Consider the following 19631-nt stretch of genomic DNA (forward strand, 5'->3'; position numbering starts at 1 on the left):
TAAGAAATGGCCGCGAGCCGATTGTCCCGCGGCCATGTTTGCGCGATGTCCGTTTTTTACAATACCCCGGTGTTGTCCTGCGGGAAGATGGCCAAGTCGTTCGAATCTCGTTCATGCCTCGTTCAAGGCCACTTTCCATGCCTACAAAAAGGAGAACACCATGCCCTGCTTCCTCGTCGAGATCGTCTTCACTCGTCCGTTCGAAACCTTTGGCGACGCGGTCGCCGAACACCGCGCCTACCTGCAGACCGGCTATGACCGCGGCCTGCTGCTCCTGTCCGGCCCGCGTGCCGACAAACGGGGCGGCCTGTGCGTCGCGCGTGCCGTCGATGAGGCGGCGGTACGCGAGTTCTTTGCGCACGATCCATACAAGCAGAAGGGACTCGCCGAGCATCGCTTCGTCGCGTTTGCGGCGGCCAAACGCCAACCCTTCCTCGACGACTGGGTCGAAGGCCGGGATGGTGCGATGGCAGCCTGATTTCGGGAACCGAGCGCCCCGAACTTGCGGAAGCAAGCAGGCTCAGTCGAAATAGCTGCGCGCCGATTCGAAGCGGCGCGCGTAGTAAGCGGCGGTCATGCGGTCGACGCGCACGCGGCCGTTGGTGGATGGCGCGTGCACAAACCGATCGTCGCCGATATAAACCCCGACGTGCGAGAAAGGCGCATTGCGAGTATTGAAGAAGACAAGATCGCCAGGACGCAACGCACCGCGCTCGACCTCCCGCCCCTGACGGGCGATATCAGCGGCACTGCCGCTTACCTTCAGCCCGGCCGCTTGGTTGTAGATGTAAGCCACCATGCCGCTGCAGTCGAGGCCCGCGTCGGGATTCTTGCCGCCGAACTTATAGCCCGTGTCGATCAAACCAAGCGCGAACAACGCGACTTCGCGGCCGAGCTCGCTGTCGCGAGGTCGCGCCACCGGCGTAGCATCCGGGGCGGGGGTGGGCATGGACGTGGGCGGTACCGTGCCGCATGCGGCGAGCACGGAGAGAAAGCCGGCAGCGATCAGGGTGCGCAATTGCATGCCGTGCAGTATAGGCGAACACCGGCTTTTCGTTGCAATGCTGCAATATGGCGGCGGTCGTTCCGCGCGGTCGCGTCACCGCCACGCCGCCCTAGACAGCGTCAAAGACCGTTTTGCTTGAACCAGGCGAGCAGCCGCTGCCAGCCGTCCTCCGCCTCGGCCTTGCGGTAGCTCGGCCGATAATCGGCGTTGAATGCGTGCGGCGCGTTTTCGTACACATGGATTGTCGACGCCTTGCTTGCCGCGTTTGATGATTCAGTGAGCGCTTTGCGCATCCGTTCGACGGTATCGAGCGGGATCCCTTGGTCCTGCCCGCCGTACAGGCCGAGCACAGGTCCGTACAGTTGCCCCGCGATGTCGATCGGATTCCTTGGGTTGAGCGCATTCGTATCGCCGACGAGGCGTCCGTACCAAGCCACACCGGCCTTGACCTTCGGGTTACGCGCTGCATACAGCCAAACGATGCGTCCGCCCCAGCAAAAACCCGTTATGCCGAGGCGCAAGGTATCGCCACCTTGGGCTTCGGCCCAGTCGACGCAAGCGTCGAGGTCGCCCATGACCTGCTCGTCGGGCACCTTGGCGACGATGTTGGTCATCAGTTCCTGAATGTTCGTGTATTGGCGCGGATCGCCCTGGCGCGCGTAAAGCTCGGGCGCAATCGCCATATACCCCTGCTTGGCAAGACGGCGGCAGATATCTTTGATGTGCTCATGGACTCCGAAGATTTCCTGAACTACCAGGATCACCGGAAACCGGCTCCCGGAAGCCGGCTGAGCTCTGTAAGCCGGCATCTCGCCGCCGGCTGCGGGCACTTTCACCTCGCCTGCCGTCAGCCCCGTGCTGTCGGTCGTGATCGTCGTCTGCGCCATCACCGGCTGCACGGCAAGGGCAAAGCCGGCGCCGAGCGCGGTGACGATGAAACTGCGACGATCGAAGGGAACGGCGGGAGCCAGACTGTCGAACTCGGGGCTGGTCGGGACGCTTGTTGTCATCGGGTTTCTCCTTGGCGGCGATGAGGGCGCGTTGCACGGCGAACGCAGCGGCATAGACAGGGAGAAAGCTGCCAAATTCCCGACGACACTTGGCACATGGACCAAGATGATCGGAGGTTTACTTCACCCAGCGACGCGACGCAGGTAGATCGGCAAGTCCCTGCTTGCCGGAACTCCGTTCAATCTTCCATCACCTTTTGCGCTGAAGGGCTTTGCAAGGCGTGGGTTTTCGCAACCGGGTTTTCAACCGCAGAAGCCAACCGGCCAAACCTCGCTAGGAGTGAATAAGGACCATCAGCGCCTTCGCTTCAACCTTGCCAAGGTTCCGGATGGAATGCGGGCGATCCGCTTGATAACGGGCCGTCGCGCCGTTCCTCAATTTCTTCTTCTCGCCATCCACTTCAAGCTCCATCGCGCCTTGCAACAGCGTGAGATGTTCGGTGGCACCGGGGTCGTGCGGGTTTGACGCCAATTCCCCGTTGGGCGCCAGCACCAACTCGTACCACTCGAACTTCCCGGCAAGTTCCAGCGGGCTGAGGATGCGCAAGACGTAGCCGGCGTGGTTGCCCGCCATGGTGGGCATTTCGTGCGCTTCAAGGACGCGAATCGAATCGTTCTCGCGTGTCTCCGACGTCAGCAACTCGGCAATGCTCACGCCCAGCGCGTTGGACAAGCGCCAAGCGACGGCGATCGTCGGGTTCGCCTTCTCGCGCTCAATTTGCGAAAGCATCGATTTCGATACGCCCGCGGCACGCGACAAATCTTCCAGTGTCAAATTTCTCGCCAGGCGCAGCTTTTGCAGGGTAGCCCCTACTTCCGGGGGTGTGGATGGGGAATTGGGAATTTTCATGGCCGATGCTTGCAATGTTCAATGCGCATGGTTAGTATCCAATATAACGAATATTTTTTCGATATATCGAACCAAGTCCGTTTTTTCGAATAGATACGGAAAAAAGGACTGTACTCACAAAATAGGAATCATGCCATGACGACCAACGATGCCCGGAGCGCTTTTTACGCCAACTTGCGGGATAACCTGGACGGGCTCCGCGAGCAAGGGCTTTACAAGCAGGAACGGATCATTTCATCGCGCCAGGGTGCGGAGGTCGTCTGTGCCGACGGACGCACCCTGATCAACCTGTGCGCCAACAATTACCTCGGCCTATCCGGCGACAATGCGCTGGTGGCGGACGTCGCCACGGCGGCGGAGCAATACGGTTACGGGCTATCGTCGGTGCGTTTCATCTGCGGCACGCAGACCGTACACAAAGAACTCGAGAAGGCGCTGGCCGAATTTCTCGGAATGGAGGACGTCATCCTCTATGCGGCGGCGTTCGACGCCAACGGCGGGCTGTTCGAACCCTTGTTTGACGAATCCGACGCGATCATCTCGGACGCGTTGAATCACGCCTCGATCATTGACGGCATCCGCCTTTCGAAAGCCGCCCGCTTCCGCTATCAGCATAACGATATGGCAGACCTGGAAGCCCAACTGAAAGCGGCTTCCGGGAAACGCCACAAAGTCATCGCGAGCGACGGGGTATTTTCGATGGACGGAACGATCGCCCAGCTCGACAAGATCTGCGACCTGGCCGAACGTTACGGCGCGCTCGTGATGATCGACGAATGCCACGCCTCGGGCGTTCTGGGGAGAACCGGACGCGGCACGCACGAACACCACGGCGTAATGGGTCGCGTCGACATCATTACCGGAACGTTGGGCAAGGCGCTCGGCGGAGCGATGGGCGGCTTCACGGCTGCACGACGCGAGGTGATCGATATGCTGCGCCAGAAATCGCGACCTTACCTGTTTTCAAACAGCCTCGCCCCGACCATTGCCGGAACCTCGCTCGACGTGCTCCGCCGTTTATCGACCTCGAGCGACCTGCGCGACCGGCTGCATGCCAACACGGCGTACTTCCGGCAGGCGATCAGCAACCTCGGATTCACCATCAAGCCGGGCACTCACCCCGTGGTTCCCGTGATGCTCTTCGACGAAGTGATGGCCCAACGTTTTGCCCAACGCTTGTATGAACTCGGCGTGCTTGTCACGGGATTCTTCTATCCGGTGGTGCCGATGGGGCAAGCCAGGGTGCGCGTACAGCTATCGGCCGCACACCAGCGACATCAATTGGACGCGGCGCTGGCTGCGTTTGCCCAGGCCGGGCGGGAACTCGGCTTGATCGACTGAGGGAAGCGAACAATGGAACGGATTCTGGTTATTGGTGCAAACGGCCAAATCGGCAGCGAACTGGTCGAGGCTTTGGCGGCGAAAGTCGGCGCAGACAACGTGATTGCGGCGGACATTCAGACTAACAGCTCCACCGGAGCCGCACGCTACGAAAAACTTGACGTGCTCGACTCCACTCGCTTGGCTCAGATCATCGACGCCTACGATGTCGGTCAGGTTTATCAGCTGGCCGCCCTGCTTTCGGTTACCGGTGAGCAGGCTCCCCTGCGTGCCTGGTCGCTGAATATGAACGGCTTGCTCAACACGTTGGAGATCGCCCGTCAGCGAACGGAATCCGGCAAACCCTTGCGCGTGTTCTGGCCTTCGTCGATCGCGGCCTTCGGCCCACATACGCCGGCCGTGAATACGCCACAACTGGCCGTCATGGACCCGACCACAATCTACGGCATCAGCAAGCAGGCGGGAGAGCGCCTGTGCGAGTACTACCACAGCAAATATGGCGTGGATGTACGCAGCATCCGGTACCCCGGCATCATCAGCTACAAGTCTCCCCCCGGAGGCGGTACCACGGACTACGCCATCGCCATTTTCCACGCGGCCGCCAGCCGGGAGACGTACAACTGTTACCTCGGGCCGGATACGACGCTGCCGATGATCTACATGCCTGACGCCATCCGGGCGACCATCGAGCTGATGGACGCCCCGGCGGATCAGATCGGTATACGTTCGGGCTACAACGTGGCGGGACTGAGCTTCAATCCTCGCGAGCTGGCGGCGGCCATCAAGGCGCGACGGCCGGAATTCCGCATCGAGTATCGGCCGGACCACCGCCAAGCCATCGCCGATAGCTGGCCGCAAAGCCTTGACGACAGCTGCGCGCGCGCCGACTGGGGATGGAAGCCCGAAATCGGACTGGATGAACTGGTGGACGACATGCTGCTGCATATCGCCCCGCGCTGGCGAACAAGCACCCCGGAGTGCATGAACGAAGCGGCATGAGATGACCGTCGGTGTATTCGATCTTTTCAAGATCGGGGTTGGACCGTCGAGCTCCCACACGGTGGGGCCCATGGTCGCTGCACGGCGTTTTTTGCTCGAGTGCCCCGATCTGGAAAAAGCCCAACGCGTTCAGGTTGCCCTTTACGGGTCGCTAGCCCTTACGGGAATCGGGCACGGAACCGACAAAGCGATCCTGCTCGGCCTCCTGGGAGAAACCCCGCCAGGGGTCAACCCGGGTGAGATTCCTACCAAGTTAGCCAGCATCGCCGATAGCGGGAAAATCTGCCTGGCTGGGCGACATAGCATTCCTTTCGATAGCGAACGCGATCTTCTGTGGCACAAGAACGAAAACCTGCCCGGTCATACGAACGGAATGCGCTTCACTCTGACGTACGGCGACGGACGCGTGCGAGAGCGGGTTTTCTATTCGATCGGTGGCGGCTTTGTCCGCGCCGAGGACGATCCACCAACGGCAGAAGACGCAGGGTCGACCCCCGCTCCCTACCCTTTCGCAAGCATGGATGAGTTGTTGCGCCTTGGACGACGCAACAACTTGAGCATCGCCGCCATGCAACGTGCCAACGAGCTGGCGCACTGCAGCCCCGAAGCGCTGGATGCCGGTCTGGACACGATATGGAAGGTGATGAGTCAATGCGTGGAAAGCGGTCTGAACACCAGCGGCGAACTCCCGGGTGGACTGCACGTCAAGCGTCGGGCGGCGACGCTGTGGAACACCGCGCAGCGAAATTCGTCGCCGTTGCCGAACGACGCAATGCATCGCGTGAGCCTCTACGCCATGGCCGTGAACGAAGAGAACGCGGCGGGCGGGCGTGTGGTGACGGCGCCCACCAACGGTTCGGCCGGCATCGTCCCCGCGGTTCTGCGCTATTTCCTGGAGGAATGCCGGAGCCCCGACCCGGAAACGGGCGTACGGGATTTTCTGCTTGTCGCCGCCGCGATCGGCCTCCTCTGCAAACGCAATGCGTCGATCTCCGGAGCCGAGATCGGCTGCCAGGGTGAGGTGGGCGTTGCCTGCGCCATGGCCGCCGCGGGACTGACCGCCGCGCTCGGGGGCAGCAACGAGCAGGTTGAATGCGCCGCCGAAATCGCCATCGAGCACCATCTCGGCATGACCTGCGATCCGATAGCCGGATTGGTACAGATCCCGTGCATCGAACGCAACGGCATGGGCGCCGTAAAAGCCATCACCGCCGCATCGCTCGCCATCAACAGCGACGGCAGCCATCACGTCAGTCTCGATCAGGTCATTGCCACGATGCGTCAGACCGGGAGCGACATGCAGGCGAAGTACAAGGAAACCTCACTCGGCGGCCTAGCTATCCACGTTGCCGCGGTGAGCCAGCCGGAGTGCTGACGCACCGACTGTATCACCTCGACGCGGGGATTTTTGGCCGGTTCAACGGCCACCTCGAACAGCCTAAGGCAAGCGCGCTCCCAACTTCAGAAACCGCCCGTCACAACAGAACGATGTCGTATTGCTCCTGGGCATAACTCGGCTCGGCCTTGAGCGAAATCGGCTTGCCGATGAAATCCGAAAGCATCGCCAGCCCCTGGGATTCTTCGTCGAGGAAGATGTCGATCACTGAGACCGCGCCGAGAATACGGAATTCGCGCGCGTTGAACTGTCGAGCTTCGCGCAGCAGTTCGCGCAGAATCTCGTAGCACACCGTGCGCGCCGTCTTCACCTCGCCGCGGCCGCCGCAGGTCGGGCACACTTCGCAGAGCACGTGCGCAAGAGACTCGCGTGTGCGTTTGCGCGTCATCTCGACGAGGCCGAGCGCCGTGAAGCCGTTGACCGTCAGGCGCGTGTGGTCCTTGGCGAGCGCCTTGTTGAACTCGGCGAGCACGGCGTTGCGGTGCTCCTCGGTATCCATATCGATGAAGTCGATGATGATGATGCCGCCGAGGTTGCGCAGGCGAAGCTGACGGGCGATCGTCTGCGCAGCCTCAAGGTTCGTCTTGAAGATCGTGTCGTCGAAATTGCGCAAACCCACGAAGCCACCGGTGTTCACGTCGATCGTCGTCATCGCCTCGGTCTGGTCGATGATCAGATAGCCGCCTGATTTGAGGTCCACGCGGTGCGCCAAAGCCTTCTGGATTTCTTCCTCTACACCGTAGAGGTCGAACAGCGGCCGTTCGCCAACGTAGTGCTCGAGCAGCGGCGCCACGGTCGGCGTGTATTCGTTGGCAAAGGTCGTCAGTTTCTGAAAGTTCTCCCGCGAGTCAATAACGATGCGCATCGTTTCCGGATTCACGAAATCGCGCAGAACCCGCAGCCCGAGCGATAGCTCCTGGTACAGTAACGCCGGTGGCGCCTGCGTCTTTGACTGTACCTGGATGTCGTGCCAGATCTTGCGCAGGTACTCAATGTCGTTCGCCAGCTCTTCCTCGTTTGCACTTTCCGCCATCGTGCGCACGATGAATCCGCCCGGTTCGTCTTCCGGCACCAGGCGCGTAATCTTCTCGCGCAAAGCCTCGCGTTCGGCTTCGTTCTCGATTCGCTGAGAAATGCCGATATGCTTTTCCTGCGGCAGATACACGAGCATGCGGCCGGCAATCGAGATCTGCGTCGACAGGCGGGCGCCCTTGGTGCCGATCGGGTCCTTGATCACCTGTACGAGTACCCGCTGGCCTTCGTTCAGCATACGCTCGATCGAGCGCGGCGCGTCGCCGTTGTGGCGAGGTTCCCAGATATCAGCGACGTGCAGAAAGGCGGTTCGATCCAGACCGACGTCGACGAACGCCGACTGCATCCCGGGCAGGATGCGGACGACACGGCCGAGATAGACGTTGCCGACCAGGCCGCGATTGGCCGTGCGCTCGATGTGCAGTTCCTGCACGACGCCCTCGTACATGACGGCGACGCGCGTTTCCTGCGGCGTAAAGTTGATCAGGATATCTTCTGGCATGGGGGACAATCCGGACAATGCAGTAAAATGCGACTTTGTTGCATTCTACCTCGCCGCGCCCCTCCCGCCCGGCCTCAACGCCCGGGTTTCACGCATTTCCGCTGCCTCTCAGCCAACTTTTCGATGCCCTCCGCACGCCCCGATTTCACCCCTTTCGTACCCGAACTGCTCGCGCCCGCCGGGTCGCCCGCGATGATGCGACGTGCCTTCGCGTTCGGTGCGGACGCCGTCTACGCGGGGCAGCCGCGTTATAGCCTGCGCGTGCGCAACAACGAATTCGGTGATCTCGCCACCCTGCGCGGAGCCATCGACGAGGCGCACAACGCGGGCAAGCGCTTCTACGTCGTGAGCAACGTCCTGCCACACAACGCCAAGGTACGCACCTACGTAGCCGACATGGCGCCAGTCGTCGCCTTGCGCCCCGACGCGTTGATCATGGCCGACCCAGGTCTGATCGATCTGGTGCGCGAGCGCTGGCCGGAAATGCCGGTTCATTTGTCCGTCCAGGCCAATACGGTCAACTTCGCCGCCGTCCGTTTCTGGCAGCGGCTTGGTATTGCGCGCATTATCCTTTCGCGCGAACTGTCGCTCGATGAAGTCGCGGAAATCCGCCAACAGTGCCCGGACATCGAACTTGAAGTCTTCGTTCACGGCGCCCTGTGTATCGCCTACTCCGGGCGCTGCCTGCTCTCTGGGTATTTCAACCGGCGTGACCCGAACCAGGGAACGTGTACCAACGCGTGCCGCTGGGACTACGCGGTGCGGCCCGGGGTCGAGGAACCGTCCGGTGACGTACGCGCCGCACCGCCTGCCACCCGCCGCTGGCTGCTCGAAGAGAGCGAACGCCCAGGCGAGTTGATGCCGATCGAAGAAGACGAGCACGGCACCTACATCATGAACTCGAAGGACCTGCGCGCCATCGAACACGTCGCCCGCCTCGCGGAAATCGGTGTCGATTCGCTGAAGATCGAGGGCCGCACCAAGTCGCCTTACTACGTTGCCCGTACGGCACAGGCTTACAGACAGGCGATCGACGACGCCGTCGCCGGCCGGCCGCTCGATCCGCGCCTGCTCGGCGAGCTCGAAGGGCTGGCCAACCGCGGCTATACCGACGGCTTCTATCAGCGTCATCACGCACATGAGACGCAGAACTATCTGCGCGGCCATTCAGAATCTGGTCGCAGCCTTTATGTCGGCGATTTCGTCGCCTGGGACACCACGCGGCAGCTGGCGGAAATCGAGGTAAAAAACCGCTTCGCGGTCGGCGACCGAATCGAAATCATCCATCCCGGCGGCAACGTCGAGATCGTGCTGGAGCGCATGGAAAACGCCGATGGCGCACCGATCGAAGTCGCGCCCGGTAATGGTCATCGGGTCTGGATTCCGTTGGCCTCGGACCTGACTGGCGCAATGCTCGCCCGTTTTGTCTAGGCAATCGCATTCTCATTGCCCCGGTCACCGTTTACGTGCAGTTAGTTAGTTCCCGATGCCTCATCTCTTTGCCGACATTTCGCCTCACGGTCTCGGTCACTTGGCGCAGGCCGCACCGGTTCTCAACACGCTCGCGCGCAAACTGCCGGATTTGCGGCTCACGATCCGTAGCGGCGTCGCGGAGAGCGTTTTGCGCGCCCGTATCCCGCTGGATTTCACCTTCGTGCAGGGAACCAGTGATTTCGGCTTCGTCATGCACGACGCGACGCACATCGACAAGGCTGCATCGGCGACGGTCTACCGCGACTTCCACGCCAACTGGACGGTCCGCGTCGCGAGCGAGGCCGGCCTTCTCGCCAACCAGAAACCGGACCTCGTGCTCACCGATGTGGCGTATCTGCCGCTTGCCGCGGCGCACGCGGCTGGTATCCGTTCGTTGGCGATGTGCTCGCTCAATTGGGCCGACCTGTTCCTGCATGTTTTCGGTGCCGAGTCTTGGGCGCCGCCGATCCACGCTCAGATCCTCGCCGCTTACGGGGTAGCCGAGGTTTTTCTGCGCCTCACACCGGCCATGCCAATGAGCCGCCTCCCCCGGTGCCGGATGGTCGCGCCGGTCGCCACACTCGGCTGCGATCGGCGAGCCGAATTGCGGCGGAACCTGAATGCCGGGTACGACGAGAAGCTCGTCTTGATCGCTTTCGGGGGGTTCGACAAAGACCTGGGCGCCGAACGCTGGCCACAACGCGCGGGGCGGCGCTGGCTGGTGCCACGTGCCTGGCGTACCCAACGCGCCGACATGGTCCCGCTCGAAGACACTGGCCTGCCCTTCGCCGACCTGTTGTGCAGCGCCGACGCGGCGGTCACCAAACCGGGTTATGGGACTTTCGTCGAAGCAGCCTGCGGCGGCACACCGCTCCTCTACGTCGGGCGCGACGACTGGCCGGAACAGGACTGCCTAGTCGATTGGCTGCAGGCCAACGGCCGCTGCCGCGAAGTGGAACCGGCCGACCTGATGGCCGGCCAGTTGCACGAGGCGCTGGATGAGCTGTGGCGGCAACCGGCTCCGCCCCGACCTTTTCCGTCGGGAAACGAGGAGGCCGCCTCTATCATCGCGACCGCGCTGAGCAGCAGCGCGCGTTGACGCGCGGCGTCCACGGAACCGCCACCCACGAATCACTTTCCGTAGTTGAGCAATCCTGCCTTCAATTCGAGCAGATCGAGCGGCGCAAGCGGGCGTAGCTTGCCATCCTTCAACTGCCCTTCCAGATGCACGACGCACGTCTCGCCAGAGCGGCGGATAACCGATGCCTTCATGAAGTAATGCCGCTCGGCCTCCCCAAGTTCGGTTTCGATGAAGACGATGTCGCCACGCGCCAGTTCGGGCATCGACGTGCCATGCTCGCGCACGCGCAGGCGCAGCTCGCCCTCGGAAATATCGACAATCCTGCACAAACGGGCGAGCGGATTGTCAGGCAACGCAAGTTTGACCGGCGCGTTGATCTTCGTCCTGACCTTGCGCCGCTGATCGGTGATGGAAAGCGTCGACAAGTCCGGCGTGAGCAACACGAGATTCGTCGTGGCATACGGGCCGTCGGGCAGATTAACCTGCTTGGCGACTTCGGTATCGACCGTCGAGACGCCCTTGACGCCCGAGTTTGAAATAAGCGAGATGCAATTACCTGCGTTGAACTGCCGGCCGCGCCCGATGATTCCCCAGCGGTGATAGTCGAGTTTCGTCTCCAGTTCGGAGGTGTCCGGGACGAGCAGTTGAAACAGATGAATGGCCGTGGCGGGAATCCGCATGCCGCGTTCGGGGCAATGAAATACTCGCGGCACACCGTCGTCATCCCGTTCGATCGAGTCGGCGGAGTAAATGAAATGCCCGTTGACGCCGTAGGCGACAACCAGCGTGTCGAATACGATCTCGCGCTGGAATTCAGGGTAGTAGCGAAGCTTCTTCCCGATTGGGAAGAAATCGATCAGGGTTCGGACCTGCGCGAGGTCCATCCTCGTCCGCGCCGAACCGGGCAATGCGTCCTTTGCCCGACCCTCGCGCGATCCTTTGCCAAAAAGTGTTTTGAGCATTTTTCGCCTTCCAGCATTCGCTGCCGTGGGGACCGAAGCCGCAACGACCAGGAGCTTCGGCGACGTCGAAGGGAATTCGATTCCGGAACTCTACCGGAAAAAGGAGCCGCAGCCTATCCGCAGGTGGCCGCCACCATGACAACGCTATAACGGGTAGTCGAAGCGTTTGAGCAGTTGTACCGTTTCGTAAAGCGGCAAGCCCATCACGCCGGAGTAGCTGCCGGCGAGATGGCGGACGAATCCGCCGGCATAGCCTTGAATGCCGTAGGCGCCGGCCTTGTCCATCGGTTCGCCGCTGGCGACATACTCGCGGATATCCGATACCTCAAGGTCGCCGAAGGTGACCTCGCTCACCGAGAGCCGGGATTCGATCTGACCTTCGAAGGCAACGGCTACCGACGTATACACACGGTGCGTCTGCCCGGAAAGCCGGCTCAGAATGCGCTGCGCGTCACCGGCATCCACCGGCTTGCCGATGATCTCGCCGTTGAACTCAAGCGTCGTGTCGGCGGCCAACACCGGCTGGTGGCGCAGCTTGCGCCAGCTGACGATCAGCCACCCCAGTTCGGCCTTGGCCCGAGCCAGTCGTTCGACATAGACGTGCGGCGGTTCCCCGGCGAGCGGCGTTTCATCCACTTCGCTCTCTTCGCGCGGCGAGTCGCGCAGGAAAACGGTATCGAACTGCACACCAATTTGCGCCAGCAATTCACGGCGACGCGGGCTGCGTGACGCAAGATAGATCCTGGGGTTCACAAGGCTGGGATACATGTCGTCAGCCTTCGCGGTGGTAGGGGTGGTTTTTCACCACGCTGACCGCGCGGTAAAGCTGTTCGCAGAGGATGAGTCGCGCCATGGCGTGGGGCAGGGTCAAACTCGAAAGGCGTATCGTATCATCGGCTTGGCATTTGAGTCCTTCGTCGATGCCGTCCGCCCCACCGATGATGAACGCCGTATCTCCTCCTTCGCGCATCCAGCCCTCCAGCCTTTGAGCCAACTTCATGGTCGTCAGGTCGGCGCCTCGCTCGTCGAGAACGACGATCCGGTCGTACCCTTGCAAAACAGGCTGCAAGCGGCTCGCCTCGGCCGAGAGAAGTTGCTCACGGGTCTTGGTACCGCGCGGTTCCGGCTTGATTTCGACGACCGTCAGCGGCAATTCGCGCGGCATGCGTTTCTGGTACTCGGCACAGCCTTCGGCCACCCAATCCGGGAGTTTATGGCCGACGGCAAGAATGCCGAGCTTCATGCCCCGGCAGCGACGGCCTTGCGAACCCGGGCCGGCCCTTTACCGCCCCACAGTTCCTCGAGGTTGTAGTAGCTGCGGATTGCCGGCTGCATCACATGCACGACGATTTCGCCGAGGTCCACGAGGACCCACTCGCCGCTGTCCTCGCCCTCGGTGGATATCACCTCGCCGCCGGCTTCGCGGACTTTTTCCTGCACGTTGTTGGCAAGCGCACGCACCTGCCGATTGGAATCGCCGCAGGCAATGACGATGCGTTCGAACAGCGGCGTAAGTTTGGACGTGTTGATGACTTCGATATCGCGGCCTTTGATGTCCTCAAGGGCGGCAACGACGATTTTTTCGAGCTGGGTTACTTTCATTGAACGGTCAATTCTCCGAATAAAGTTGGTGAGCCGCGATGTACGCCGCCGAGGAATCGGGCACCAGATACCGCGTACTCAATCCTTGAGACAGCAGCGCCCGGACCTTTGTTGCCGAAATGTCGAGTTGCGTCATGGCGAAGGAAACGATGCGTCCACCCGGCGCTGCCCGCAACACGCCGGGATCTTCGCTATACCGCTCGCGATAGGTATCCGCCAGTGCGGGCGGCAGGCTTGCGGCGACGATCGGGAAACCGGGACGGTGCGCGACCGCCACGTGCGCCAGGTCGAACAGCGACGTCCAGCGATGCCAGCCGACCATGCCCGAGAAAGCATCTGCCCCGACGAGCAGGACGATCGGCCGGGCGGCGCCACACGTATTTGGTAGACGCAAGCGTTCGAGCGTCGGCACCGTGTAACTCGGTTGCGCCGCCTCGACTTCGCAAGCGTCGAGTTCAAAGCGCGGGTTGCCAGCGATCGCCAAACGTACCATTTCCAGCCGTTGCGCGGGGCTGACCTTCGGTGTCTGACGCAGAGCAGGCTGTCCAGCGGGGACCCATCGCACCTTCACCAGCCCGAGCGCGTCTGCAGCTTCTTCAGCCAGCCGCAGATGACCGAGATGAACGGGATCGAAGGTGCCGCCGAAGACACCCAGCGGCGCCGCGTCCACCACTGTGAGTTCAGGCATGCTCGTCCACGCTGACGAAAACGTCGCGATAACTCACGTAGAAGCTCGCATACAGCGTCGGCAAGAGAACGAGAATCATCGCCACCGTGAACACGACCGAGAAGAACTGACCGGCGCTCGCAAACAATGACCCAAGCACCCCGGCGACGAGGCCGGGAACGAAAGCGCCGACGAGCGTCACGACGGCGCCATAGACCAGGAAAGCACGCCAGTTCCGCCAACTGGCGACAAGACTGAAGAAGAGGGACTTCCCCGCTGAGAGGCCATGCCAGGCGGCAAGCACTGGAGCAAACCAGTAGGCCATCAGGACAGGCGCGAACAGAACGAGCGCAACCAACACCGAGAGCGAAACCTCTTCCGCCACAGCGCCTCCGCTCGGTCTTTGCCCGAGAGTGACGAAACGGAACAGCGCCCCGCCGTCCACAGCCGACGAAACAGCGAGAATAGCGACGCTGAATGCAATATAGAGCGCGCCGAGCATGAGCAAAGCGCGCAGGTTCTGGCGAAACCCCGAGAACAACACATCGGATGGCAAAGGCACACCCTGCTCGATCATACGGCACGCATTCATCAACCCGACGGAGAACGCCGGTACGAGTAACGTCGCCGCAATCTGGCCGACCACCGGTAGCGAATTGACAAGGGCCATGAGCACCCAGTAGCCGAAAACGAGCAAAGAAAGCATCAGATGCTTCTTGCGAAAGAGGACGAAGCCCTCGGAGATCCAGCGCCAGCCGCGCAAGGCCGGAAGAGTCAGTGCTTGCATGAGCTCAGCAAAAGAGGAAGAAGAACGAGTCGGCCCGGATGGGCCGGCCCGGTGAGGGCGAGGGGAACCCCCGGCTCAATTGGCGACAAAAATGTCCCGGTAGGATGCATAGAGCGAGCCGGCGAGCACGGGAATCAGTACGAGAAAGCCAAGCCCGACCGGTAGCGCCGCGAAAAACGCCAACACCATGACGGTCAGGCCATAGATCAGAAACGCCAGAATATTCTTCAGGCAGGCGCCGAAGCTAGCCTTGAGCGCATCGACCGGTTGCATGTTGTTAAAGAAAACAAGGGCAGGAGCGAACCAGACGGCCATCGCCAGAGGAACAAACAGGGCCAGCGACAGAAGGCCGGCGAACATCACGCCACCGATGGCCAGAACGAATCCTAGCGGCGACCCCATCGCCAACCCGCTCGCGGCGGTACCGCCGCCGAGGAAGGCAACGACGACGAAGATCGCGAACATCGCCGCCATATACAGCACGCCGACCATGATCAGCGCCCCGGGGTTGCGGTTGAAGCCGATGAAGAGATCACCAACGACCGGCGTTTCGCTGTTCGAGAGACGCTGGCAGACATGCAGCATCCCGGCCGCAATAAGGGGAGTAAACAGGTTGACGGCGAGCGCACCGATTACCGGCACGATGCCGAGCGCAAAAATGAGCACGAGAAGGATGATCGTCATCGCGATCCAGACGGCCGGGCTCGCGACAAACAGCGCCCAGCCCTGGCGCAACCACTCGAGCGCATTACCCGCGTCAACGGCGCGGCTGCGGCCGTTGAACTCCGGAGCGGGAATCGGAAACTGGTCCATGGAAGGCGGAGGAATTACGAGTCTGGTCGCGAGTTTCTTATCGGTATATGAAAACGCGAACACTGCGGGCTATCCCCGCCGGTTTGCGCACTTGCGGTGTCGGCCGGCAAGAACGGCGACAAGGTGAGCGGCTAGAACGTGCCGATCACCCACATCGGCACGCTCAAAGCCGGAGATCCCGGGCTCTCCGCCGGAACGAACGTCCCGTCGCCGCGCGCATCGATCAACGTGTACGGGGGGCCGTTCTCCGGTGTCACTCTTATTTTGTACAGCCGTCCGTTGAGGCGGAACTCCTCGATCGTGCTGCCTTCGCGTTTTCTGATCGTGACCTGAGGTTCGAGCGATTCGTCGAGCGGAGCCACGGCGGGCGGTCTGGCATCCGGCGCCGGCGGCGGCTCGTTCCGCTGCTGCGCCGACACCGGCACGGCAACGAAAACCAACACGGCGAGGAGACTCAGAGAACGGCGCATGACAAAAACTTCCGGTAACGGTGGCAAGCCCTGATTGTATTACAGATTCAACAGCATCTCGTGTTCCCGCGGCAAGGGGCCGAAACTGCGCTTCTCGTAATGCTTGAAGATCGACTCGACCACGTCCTTCGGATTGTCGATCAACTGGATGAGATCGAGATCCTCGGGGGATATCACCTTCTCGGCAAGAAGCGTGCTCTTGAACCAGTCGACCATCCCGCGCCAGAACGGTTCATGGACGAGGATGATCGGAATCCGCTGGCTTTTGCCCGTCTGCATCAGCGTCAAAGCCTCCAGCAACTCGTCGAGCGTACCGAAGCCCCCCGGCATGACGACGTAGGCGTTGGCGAAGCGCACGAACATGTACTTGCGCGCGAAGAAGTGGCGGAACGTCTGCGAGATGTCCTGGTAGCCGTTGGATGTTTGCTCGTGCGGAAGCTGGATATTCAGGCCGACGCTCGGCGATTTGCCGAAAAACGCGCCCTTGTTGGCCGCCTCCATGATTCCCGGCCCGCCGCCCGAGATCACCGAAAATCCGGCGTCGGACAGCAGTCGCGCGATTTCCTCGGTGAGCTTGTAATACGGTGAATCGGGCGACGTACGCGCACTGCCGAAGATCGAGACCGCCGGCCGAATGGCTGACAGGCGCTGCGTCGCCTCGACGAACTCTGACATAATGCCGAAAACCCGCCACGCCTCCTGCGACGCGGTGAATTTCGAAGCGTCCGGGTCGGGCATCTGCGGTATCTTTGCTTTCTCGGTCATTTCGGCCTTTTTCTCAAATTTCATTAATCGACACTATGCCAACCTTGCTGCTGGTCGACGGGTCGTCGTATCTGTACCGGGCTTTTCACGCCATGCCGGACTTGCGCAACACCCAGGGTGAGCCGACCGGCGCCATCTACGGCGTGCTGAACATGCTACGCCGGCTGGATAGTGACCACAAGGCGCACGACATCGCCTACAAAGCCTGCGTTTTCGATGCCAAAGGCAAGACGTTCCGCGATGATTGGTACCCCCAATACAAGGCCAACCGTGCTGCCATGCCGGAGGATCTGGTGCGGCAGATCGAGCCGATCCACGCCGGCGTCGCCGCTTCCGGGTGGCCGATCCTGATGATCGACGGCGCCGAGGCCGACGACGTCATCGGCACCCTCGCCCGGCAAGCGGCGGCCGAAGGCATCGACGTTATCGTATCGACGGGTGACAAGGATCTTGCGCAGCTCGTCGGGCCACGCGTGAAACTCGTGAACACGATGACCAACGAGATCCTCGACGAAGCCGGCGTGCTCGCCAAGTTCGGCGTCCCGCCCGAGCGCATCGTCGATTACCTGACCCTCGTCGGCGACGCCGTGGATAACGTGCCGGGCGTCGCAAAAGTCGGGCCCAAGACAGCCGTCAAATGGCTGCAGCAATACGGCTCGGTCGACGGCGTGATCGCCGCCGCGGGTGAGATCGGTGGTGTCGTCGGCGAGAATTTGCGCCAGGCGCTCGACTTCCTGCCGCTCGGGCGCAAGCTCGTTACCGTCTGCTGCGACATCCCGTTGCCATTTACCCTTCCCGACCTCGTGCCGCGCGCGCCGGAGCGCGAAACGCTGATCGAGTTGTTCACCCGCTATGAAATGAAATCGTGGCTGAAGGACGCGCAGGCGATTGGTTCCTCGCCGGCGGACGCCACGCCAGCCGTAACCATAGCCGCGACGGCGGTAGCGGAAGCCGGCACCAAGCCGGCGGGCGATCTACTCAATGACGGCTCGCATCGGGCCGGCTATGCCACCATCCTTGACTGGGCAACGTTCGACACCTGGCTGAGAAAGATCGAAGCGGCACCGCTCACGGCGCTCGACACCGAGACGACGAGCCTCGATCCGATGGCGGCCCGCATCGTTGGTATTTCATTCGCGGTGACACCCGGCGAGGCGGCCTATCTGCCGCTCGGGCACGACTATGCGGGAGCCCCCGAGCAATTGCCCCGCGACGAGGCACTGACCCGCTTGAAGCCTTGGCTCGAATCGACGCAGCACGCCAAGATCGGGCAGAACCTCAAGTACGATCAGCACGTATTCGCCAACCACGGGATCGCGCTGGCCGGCGTTGCGCACGATACGTTGCTGCAATCCTATGTGCTCGAAGCGGGCAAGGAAGGCGTGCGCGGCCACGACCTCGGGCAGCTCGCGCTGCGCCACCTCGGCCTGGAAACGATCCCATTCGAGCAACTGTGCGGCAAGGGCGCAAGCCAGATCGGTTTCAACCAGGTCGCCGTCGATTGCGCCGCGGAGTACGGCAGCGAAGACTCCGACCTGTGCCTGCGTTTACATGAACGCCTGTACCCGCAGATTTCGGCGCAGCCCGGCCTGACTCGCGTCTACGAAGAGATCGAGATTCCGGTACGCGAGGTTCTGTTCCGTATGGAGCGCAACGGCGTGACGATCGACGCCGACCTCCTCGCGCGGCAAAGCGGCGAGCTCGGGCAGCGCCTGCTCGAACTTGAAGCCGAAGCCCATGCGCTCGCCGGGCAGCCGTTCAACGTCAATTCGCCGAAACAACTCGCGGAGATCCTGTTCGGCAAGCTCGGGCTGCCGGTCAAGAAGAAGACGCCGTCAGGGACACCATCGACCGACGAGGAAGTGCTTTCCGAACTCGCCCTCGACTACCCGCTGCCCAAACTGCTGCTCGAATCGCGCCAGCTCGCGAAGCTCAAGGGCACCTACACCGACAAGCTGCCGCGCATGGTGAATGCGCAGACAGGACGAGTACACACCAGCTACGCGCAGGCCGTCGCCGTCACCGGGCGCCTGGCGTCGAACGATCCGAATCTGCAGAACATTCCCGTGCGCACCGCCGAGGGACGGCGCATCCGCGCTGCCTTCATCGCGCCGCCCGGCGAGCATATCGTCTCCGCCGACTATTCGCAGATCGAATTGCGCATCATGGCGCACCTCTCCGAAGACGAGCGGCTGCTTGAAGCCTTCGCGCAAGGCGAGGACGTGCACCGCGCCACCGCGTCGGAGATTTTCGGCGTCACCCCGATCGAGGTCGGCCCGGATCAGCGCCGCGTGGCCAAGGTGATCAACTTCGGCCTGATCTACGGCATGAGCGCGTTTGGCCTCGCCCGCCAGCTCGGCCTGGAACGCAGCGCGGCACAGTCGTATATCGAACGCTACTTCGCGCGCTATCCCGGGGTCGCACGTTACATGGAGAGCACGCGCAATGCCGCGAAAACCAACGGCTTCGTCGAGACGGTTTTCGGCCGGCGCCTTTGGCTGCCGGAAATCCGCGCCTCGCAGGCCGGCCGCAGGCAAGGTGCCGAACGCGCCGCGATCAACGCCCCGATGCAAGGTACCGCCGCTGACTTGATCAAGCTCGCGATGATTGCCGTGCAACGCTGGATCGATACCGCGCAACTCGCGACTCGCCTGGTGATGCAGGTACATGACGAACTCGTGCTTGAGGTGCCCGATGGCGAACTCGCGCGCGTCCGCGACGAGCTTCCGGGCCTGATGACTCAGGTGGCCCGACTGCGCGTGCCGCTCGCGGTCGAAGTCGGCGTCGGCGCCAACTGGGACCAAGCGCACTAGGGCACTTTCGCTGCACTACCGCCGGAGCGGGTTTCTCTTTCCGGCCGGGGTCCGCGACGCGC

20 protein-coding genes are annotated in these 19631 nt (G+C 62.1%); 7 read left to right on the top strand and 13 right to left on the bottom strand.

The window, feature by feature from the left end; translation table 11 throughout:
- Positions 1–160 precede the first annotated feature (160 nt).
- Positions 161–478 (top strand): YciI family protein, encoded by a 318-nt coding sequence (locus NZ453_RS01445; RefSeq protein WP_263768491.1) that lies wholly within the window; start codon positions 161–163, stop codon positions 476–478.
- 42 nt (positions 479–520) lie between these two features.
- Here the strand turns inward: NZ453_RS01445 and NZ453_RS01450 are convergent, their stop codons facing one another.
- The 3 genes from NZ453_RS01450 to NZ453_RS01460 form a co-directional block, all read right to left on the bottom strand.
- The gene (locus NZ453_RS01450; RefSeq protein ID WP_263768492.1) at positions 521–1024 is read right to left on the bottom strand and encodes a C40 family peptidase; all 504 of its coding nucleotides are present in this window, start codon (positions 1022–1024) and stop codon (positions 521–523) included.
- Between the two features lie 101 nt (positions 1025–1125).
- On the bottom strand, positions 1126–2016 hold the full coding sequence (locus NZ453_RS01455) for a dienelactone hydrolase family protein (RefSeq protein ID WP_263768493.1): 891 nt from the start codon (positions 2014–2016) through the stop codon (positions 1126–1128).
- Positions 2017–2290: 274 nt separating this feature from the next.
- Positions 2291–2866, bottom strand: a complete 576-nt coding sequence (locus tag NZ453_RS01460) for a helix-turn-helix domain-containing protein (protein WP_263768494.1) — start codon at positions 2864–2866, stop codon at positions 2291–2293.
- Between the two features lie 135 nt (positions 2867–3001).
- Here NZ453_RS01460 and kbl point away from each other — a divergent pair, with 135 nt between their 5' ends.
- The 3 genes from kbl to NZ453_RS01475 are packed head-to-tail and all read left to right on the top strand — an operon-like array spanning position 3002 to position 6581.
- A complete protein-coding gene (kbl, locus tag NZ453_RS01465; RefSeq protein WP_263768495.1) occupies positions 3002–4207 on the top strand; it encodes a glycine C-acetyltransferase in 1206 nt (401 codons plus the stop codon).
- Between the two features lie 12 nt (positions 4208–4219).
- Positions 4220–5206, top strand: coding sequence for an NAD-dependent epimerase/dehydratase family protein (locus NZ453_RS01470; protein WP_263768497.1), 987 nt, complete (start codon positions 4220–4222; stop codon positions 5204–5206).
- A gap of 1 nt (position 5207) precedes the next feature.
- Positions 5208–6581 carry an L-serine ammonia-lyase gene (locus NZ453_RS01475; protein ID WP_263768498.1) on the top strand — a complete coding sequence of 458 codons (1374 nt, stop codon included), beginning with the start codon at positions 5208–5210 and terminating at the stop codon, positions 6579–6581.
- Between the two features lie 100 nt (positions 6582–6681).
- Here the strand turns inward: NZ453_RS01475 and rng are convergent, their stop codons facing one another.
- A complete protein-coding gene (gene rng / locus NZ453_RS01480; RefSeq protein WP_263768499.1) occupies positions 6682–8136 on the bottom strand; it encodes a ribonuclease G in 1455 nt (484 codons plus the stop codon).
- Between the two features lie 123 nt (positions 8137–8259).
- Here rng and trhP point away from each other — a divergent pair, with 123 nt between their 5' ends.
- Complete coding sequence (gene trhP / locus NZ453_RS01485; RefSeq protein WP_263768500.1) at positions 8260–9567, top strand: prephenate-dependent tRNA uridine(34) hydroxylase TrhP; 1308 nt, start codon at positions 8260–8262, stop codon at positions 9565–9567.
- A gap of 55 nt (positions 9568–9622) precedes the next feature.
- Complete coding sequence (locus tag NZ453_RS01490; RefSeq protein ID WP_263768501.1) at positions 9623–10708, top strand: glycosyltransferase family protein; 1086 nt, start codon at positions 9623–9625, stop codon at positions 10706–10708.
- A 32-nt stretch (positions 10709–10740) separates the two neighbouring features.
- On the opposite strand, the gene NZ453_RS01495 is transcribed toward NZ453_RS01490, so the two are convergent.
- The 9 genes from NZ453_RS01495 to NZ453_RS01535 form a co-directional block, all read right to left on the bottom strand.
- A complete protein-coding gene (locus NZ453_RS01495; protein ID WP_263768502.1) occupies positions 10741–11652 on the bottom strand; it encodes a PilZ domain-containing protein in 912 nt (303 codons plus the stop codon).
- Positions 11653–11796: 144 nt separating this feature from the next.
- Entirely contained in the window at positions 11797–12420 is a 624-nt protein-coding gene (locus NZ453_RS01500) for a Maf family protein (RefSeq protein WP_263768503.1), read from the bottom strand.
- Between the two features lie 4 nt (positions 12421–12424).
- On the bottom strand, positions 12425–12895 hold the full coding sequence (gene rlmH / locus NZ453_RS01505; RefSeq protein WP_263768504.1) for a 23S rRNA (pseudouridine(1915)-N(3))-methyltransferase RlmH: 471 nt from the start codon (positions 12893–12895) through the stop codon (positions 12425–12427).
- On the bottom strand, positions 12892–13254 hold the full coding sequence (gene rsfS, locus NZ453_RS01510; protein ID WP_263768505.1) for a ribosome silencing factor: 363 nt from the start codon (positions 13252–13254) through the stop codon (positions 12892–12894). Before rsfS ends, rlmH begins: the two co-directional genes overlap by 4 nt.
- A gap of 7 nt (positions 13255–13261) precedes the next feature.
- Positions 13262–13942, bottom strand: coding sequence for a nicotinate-nucleotide adenylyltransferase (gene nadD, locus NZ453_RS01515; RefSeq protein WP_263768506.1), 681 nt, complete (start codon positions 13940–13942; stop codon positions 13262–13264).
- Positions 13935–14708 (bottom strand): BPSS1780 family membrane protein, encoded by a 774-nt coding sequence (locus NZ453_RS01520; RefSeq protein ID WP_263768507.1) that lies wholly within the window; start codon positions 14706–14708, stop codon positions 13935–13937. Before NZ453_RS01520 ends, nadD begins: the two co-directional genes overlap by 8 nt.
- Positions 14709–14783: 75 nt before the next feature.
- Positions 14784–15521, bottom strand: a complete 738-nt coding sequence (locus NZ453_RS01525) for a BPSS1780 family membrane protein (RefSeq protein ID WP_263768508.1) — start codon at positions 15519–15521, stop codon at positions 14784–14786.
- Positions 15522–15652: 131 nt separating this feature from the next.
- Positions 15653–15991, bottom strand: coding sequence for a DUF2782 domain-containing protein (locus NZ453_RS01530; RefSeq protein WP_263768509.1), 339 nt, complete (start codon positions 15989–15991; stop codon positions 15653–15655).
- Between the two features lie 39 nt (positions 15992–16030).
- Positions 16031–16756 (bottom strand): LOG family protein, encoded by a 726-nt coding sequence (locus NZ453_RS01535; RefSeq protein ID WP_263768510.1) that lies wholly within the window; start codon positions 16754–16756, stop codon positions 16031–16033.
- Positions 16757–16791: 35 nt separating this feature from the next.
- Here NZ453_RS01535 and polA point away from each other — a divergent pair, with 35 nt between their 5' ends.
- Positions 16792–19569, top strand: coding sequence for a DNA polymerase I (gene polA, locus NZ453_RS01540; RefSeq protein ID WP_263768511.1), 2778 nt, complete (start codon positions 16792–16794; stop codon positions 19567–19569).
- Positions 19570–19631: the final 62 nt, after the last annotated feature.

The sequence above is a fragment of the Propionivibrio soli genome, assembly GCF_025770765.1.
Taxonomy (GTDB): Bacteria; Pseudomonadota; Gammaproteobacteria; order Burkholderiales; family Rhodocyclaceae; genus Propionivibrio; species Propionivibrio soli.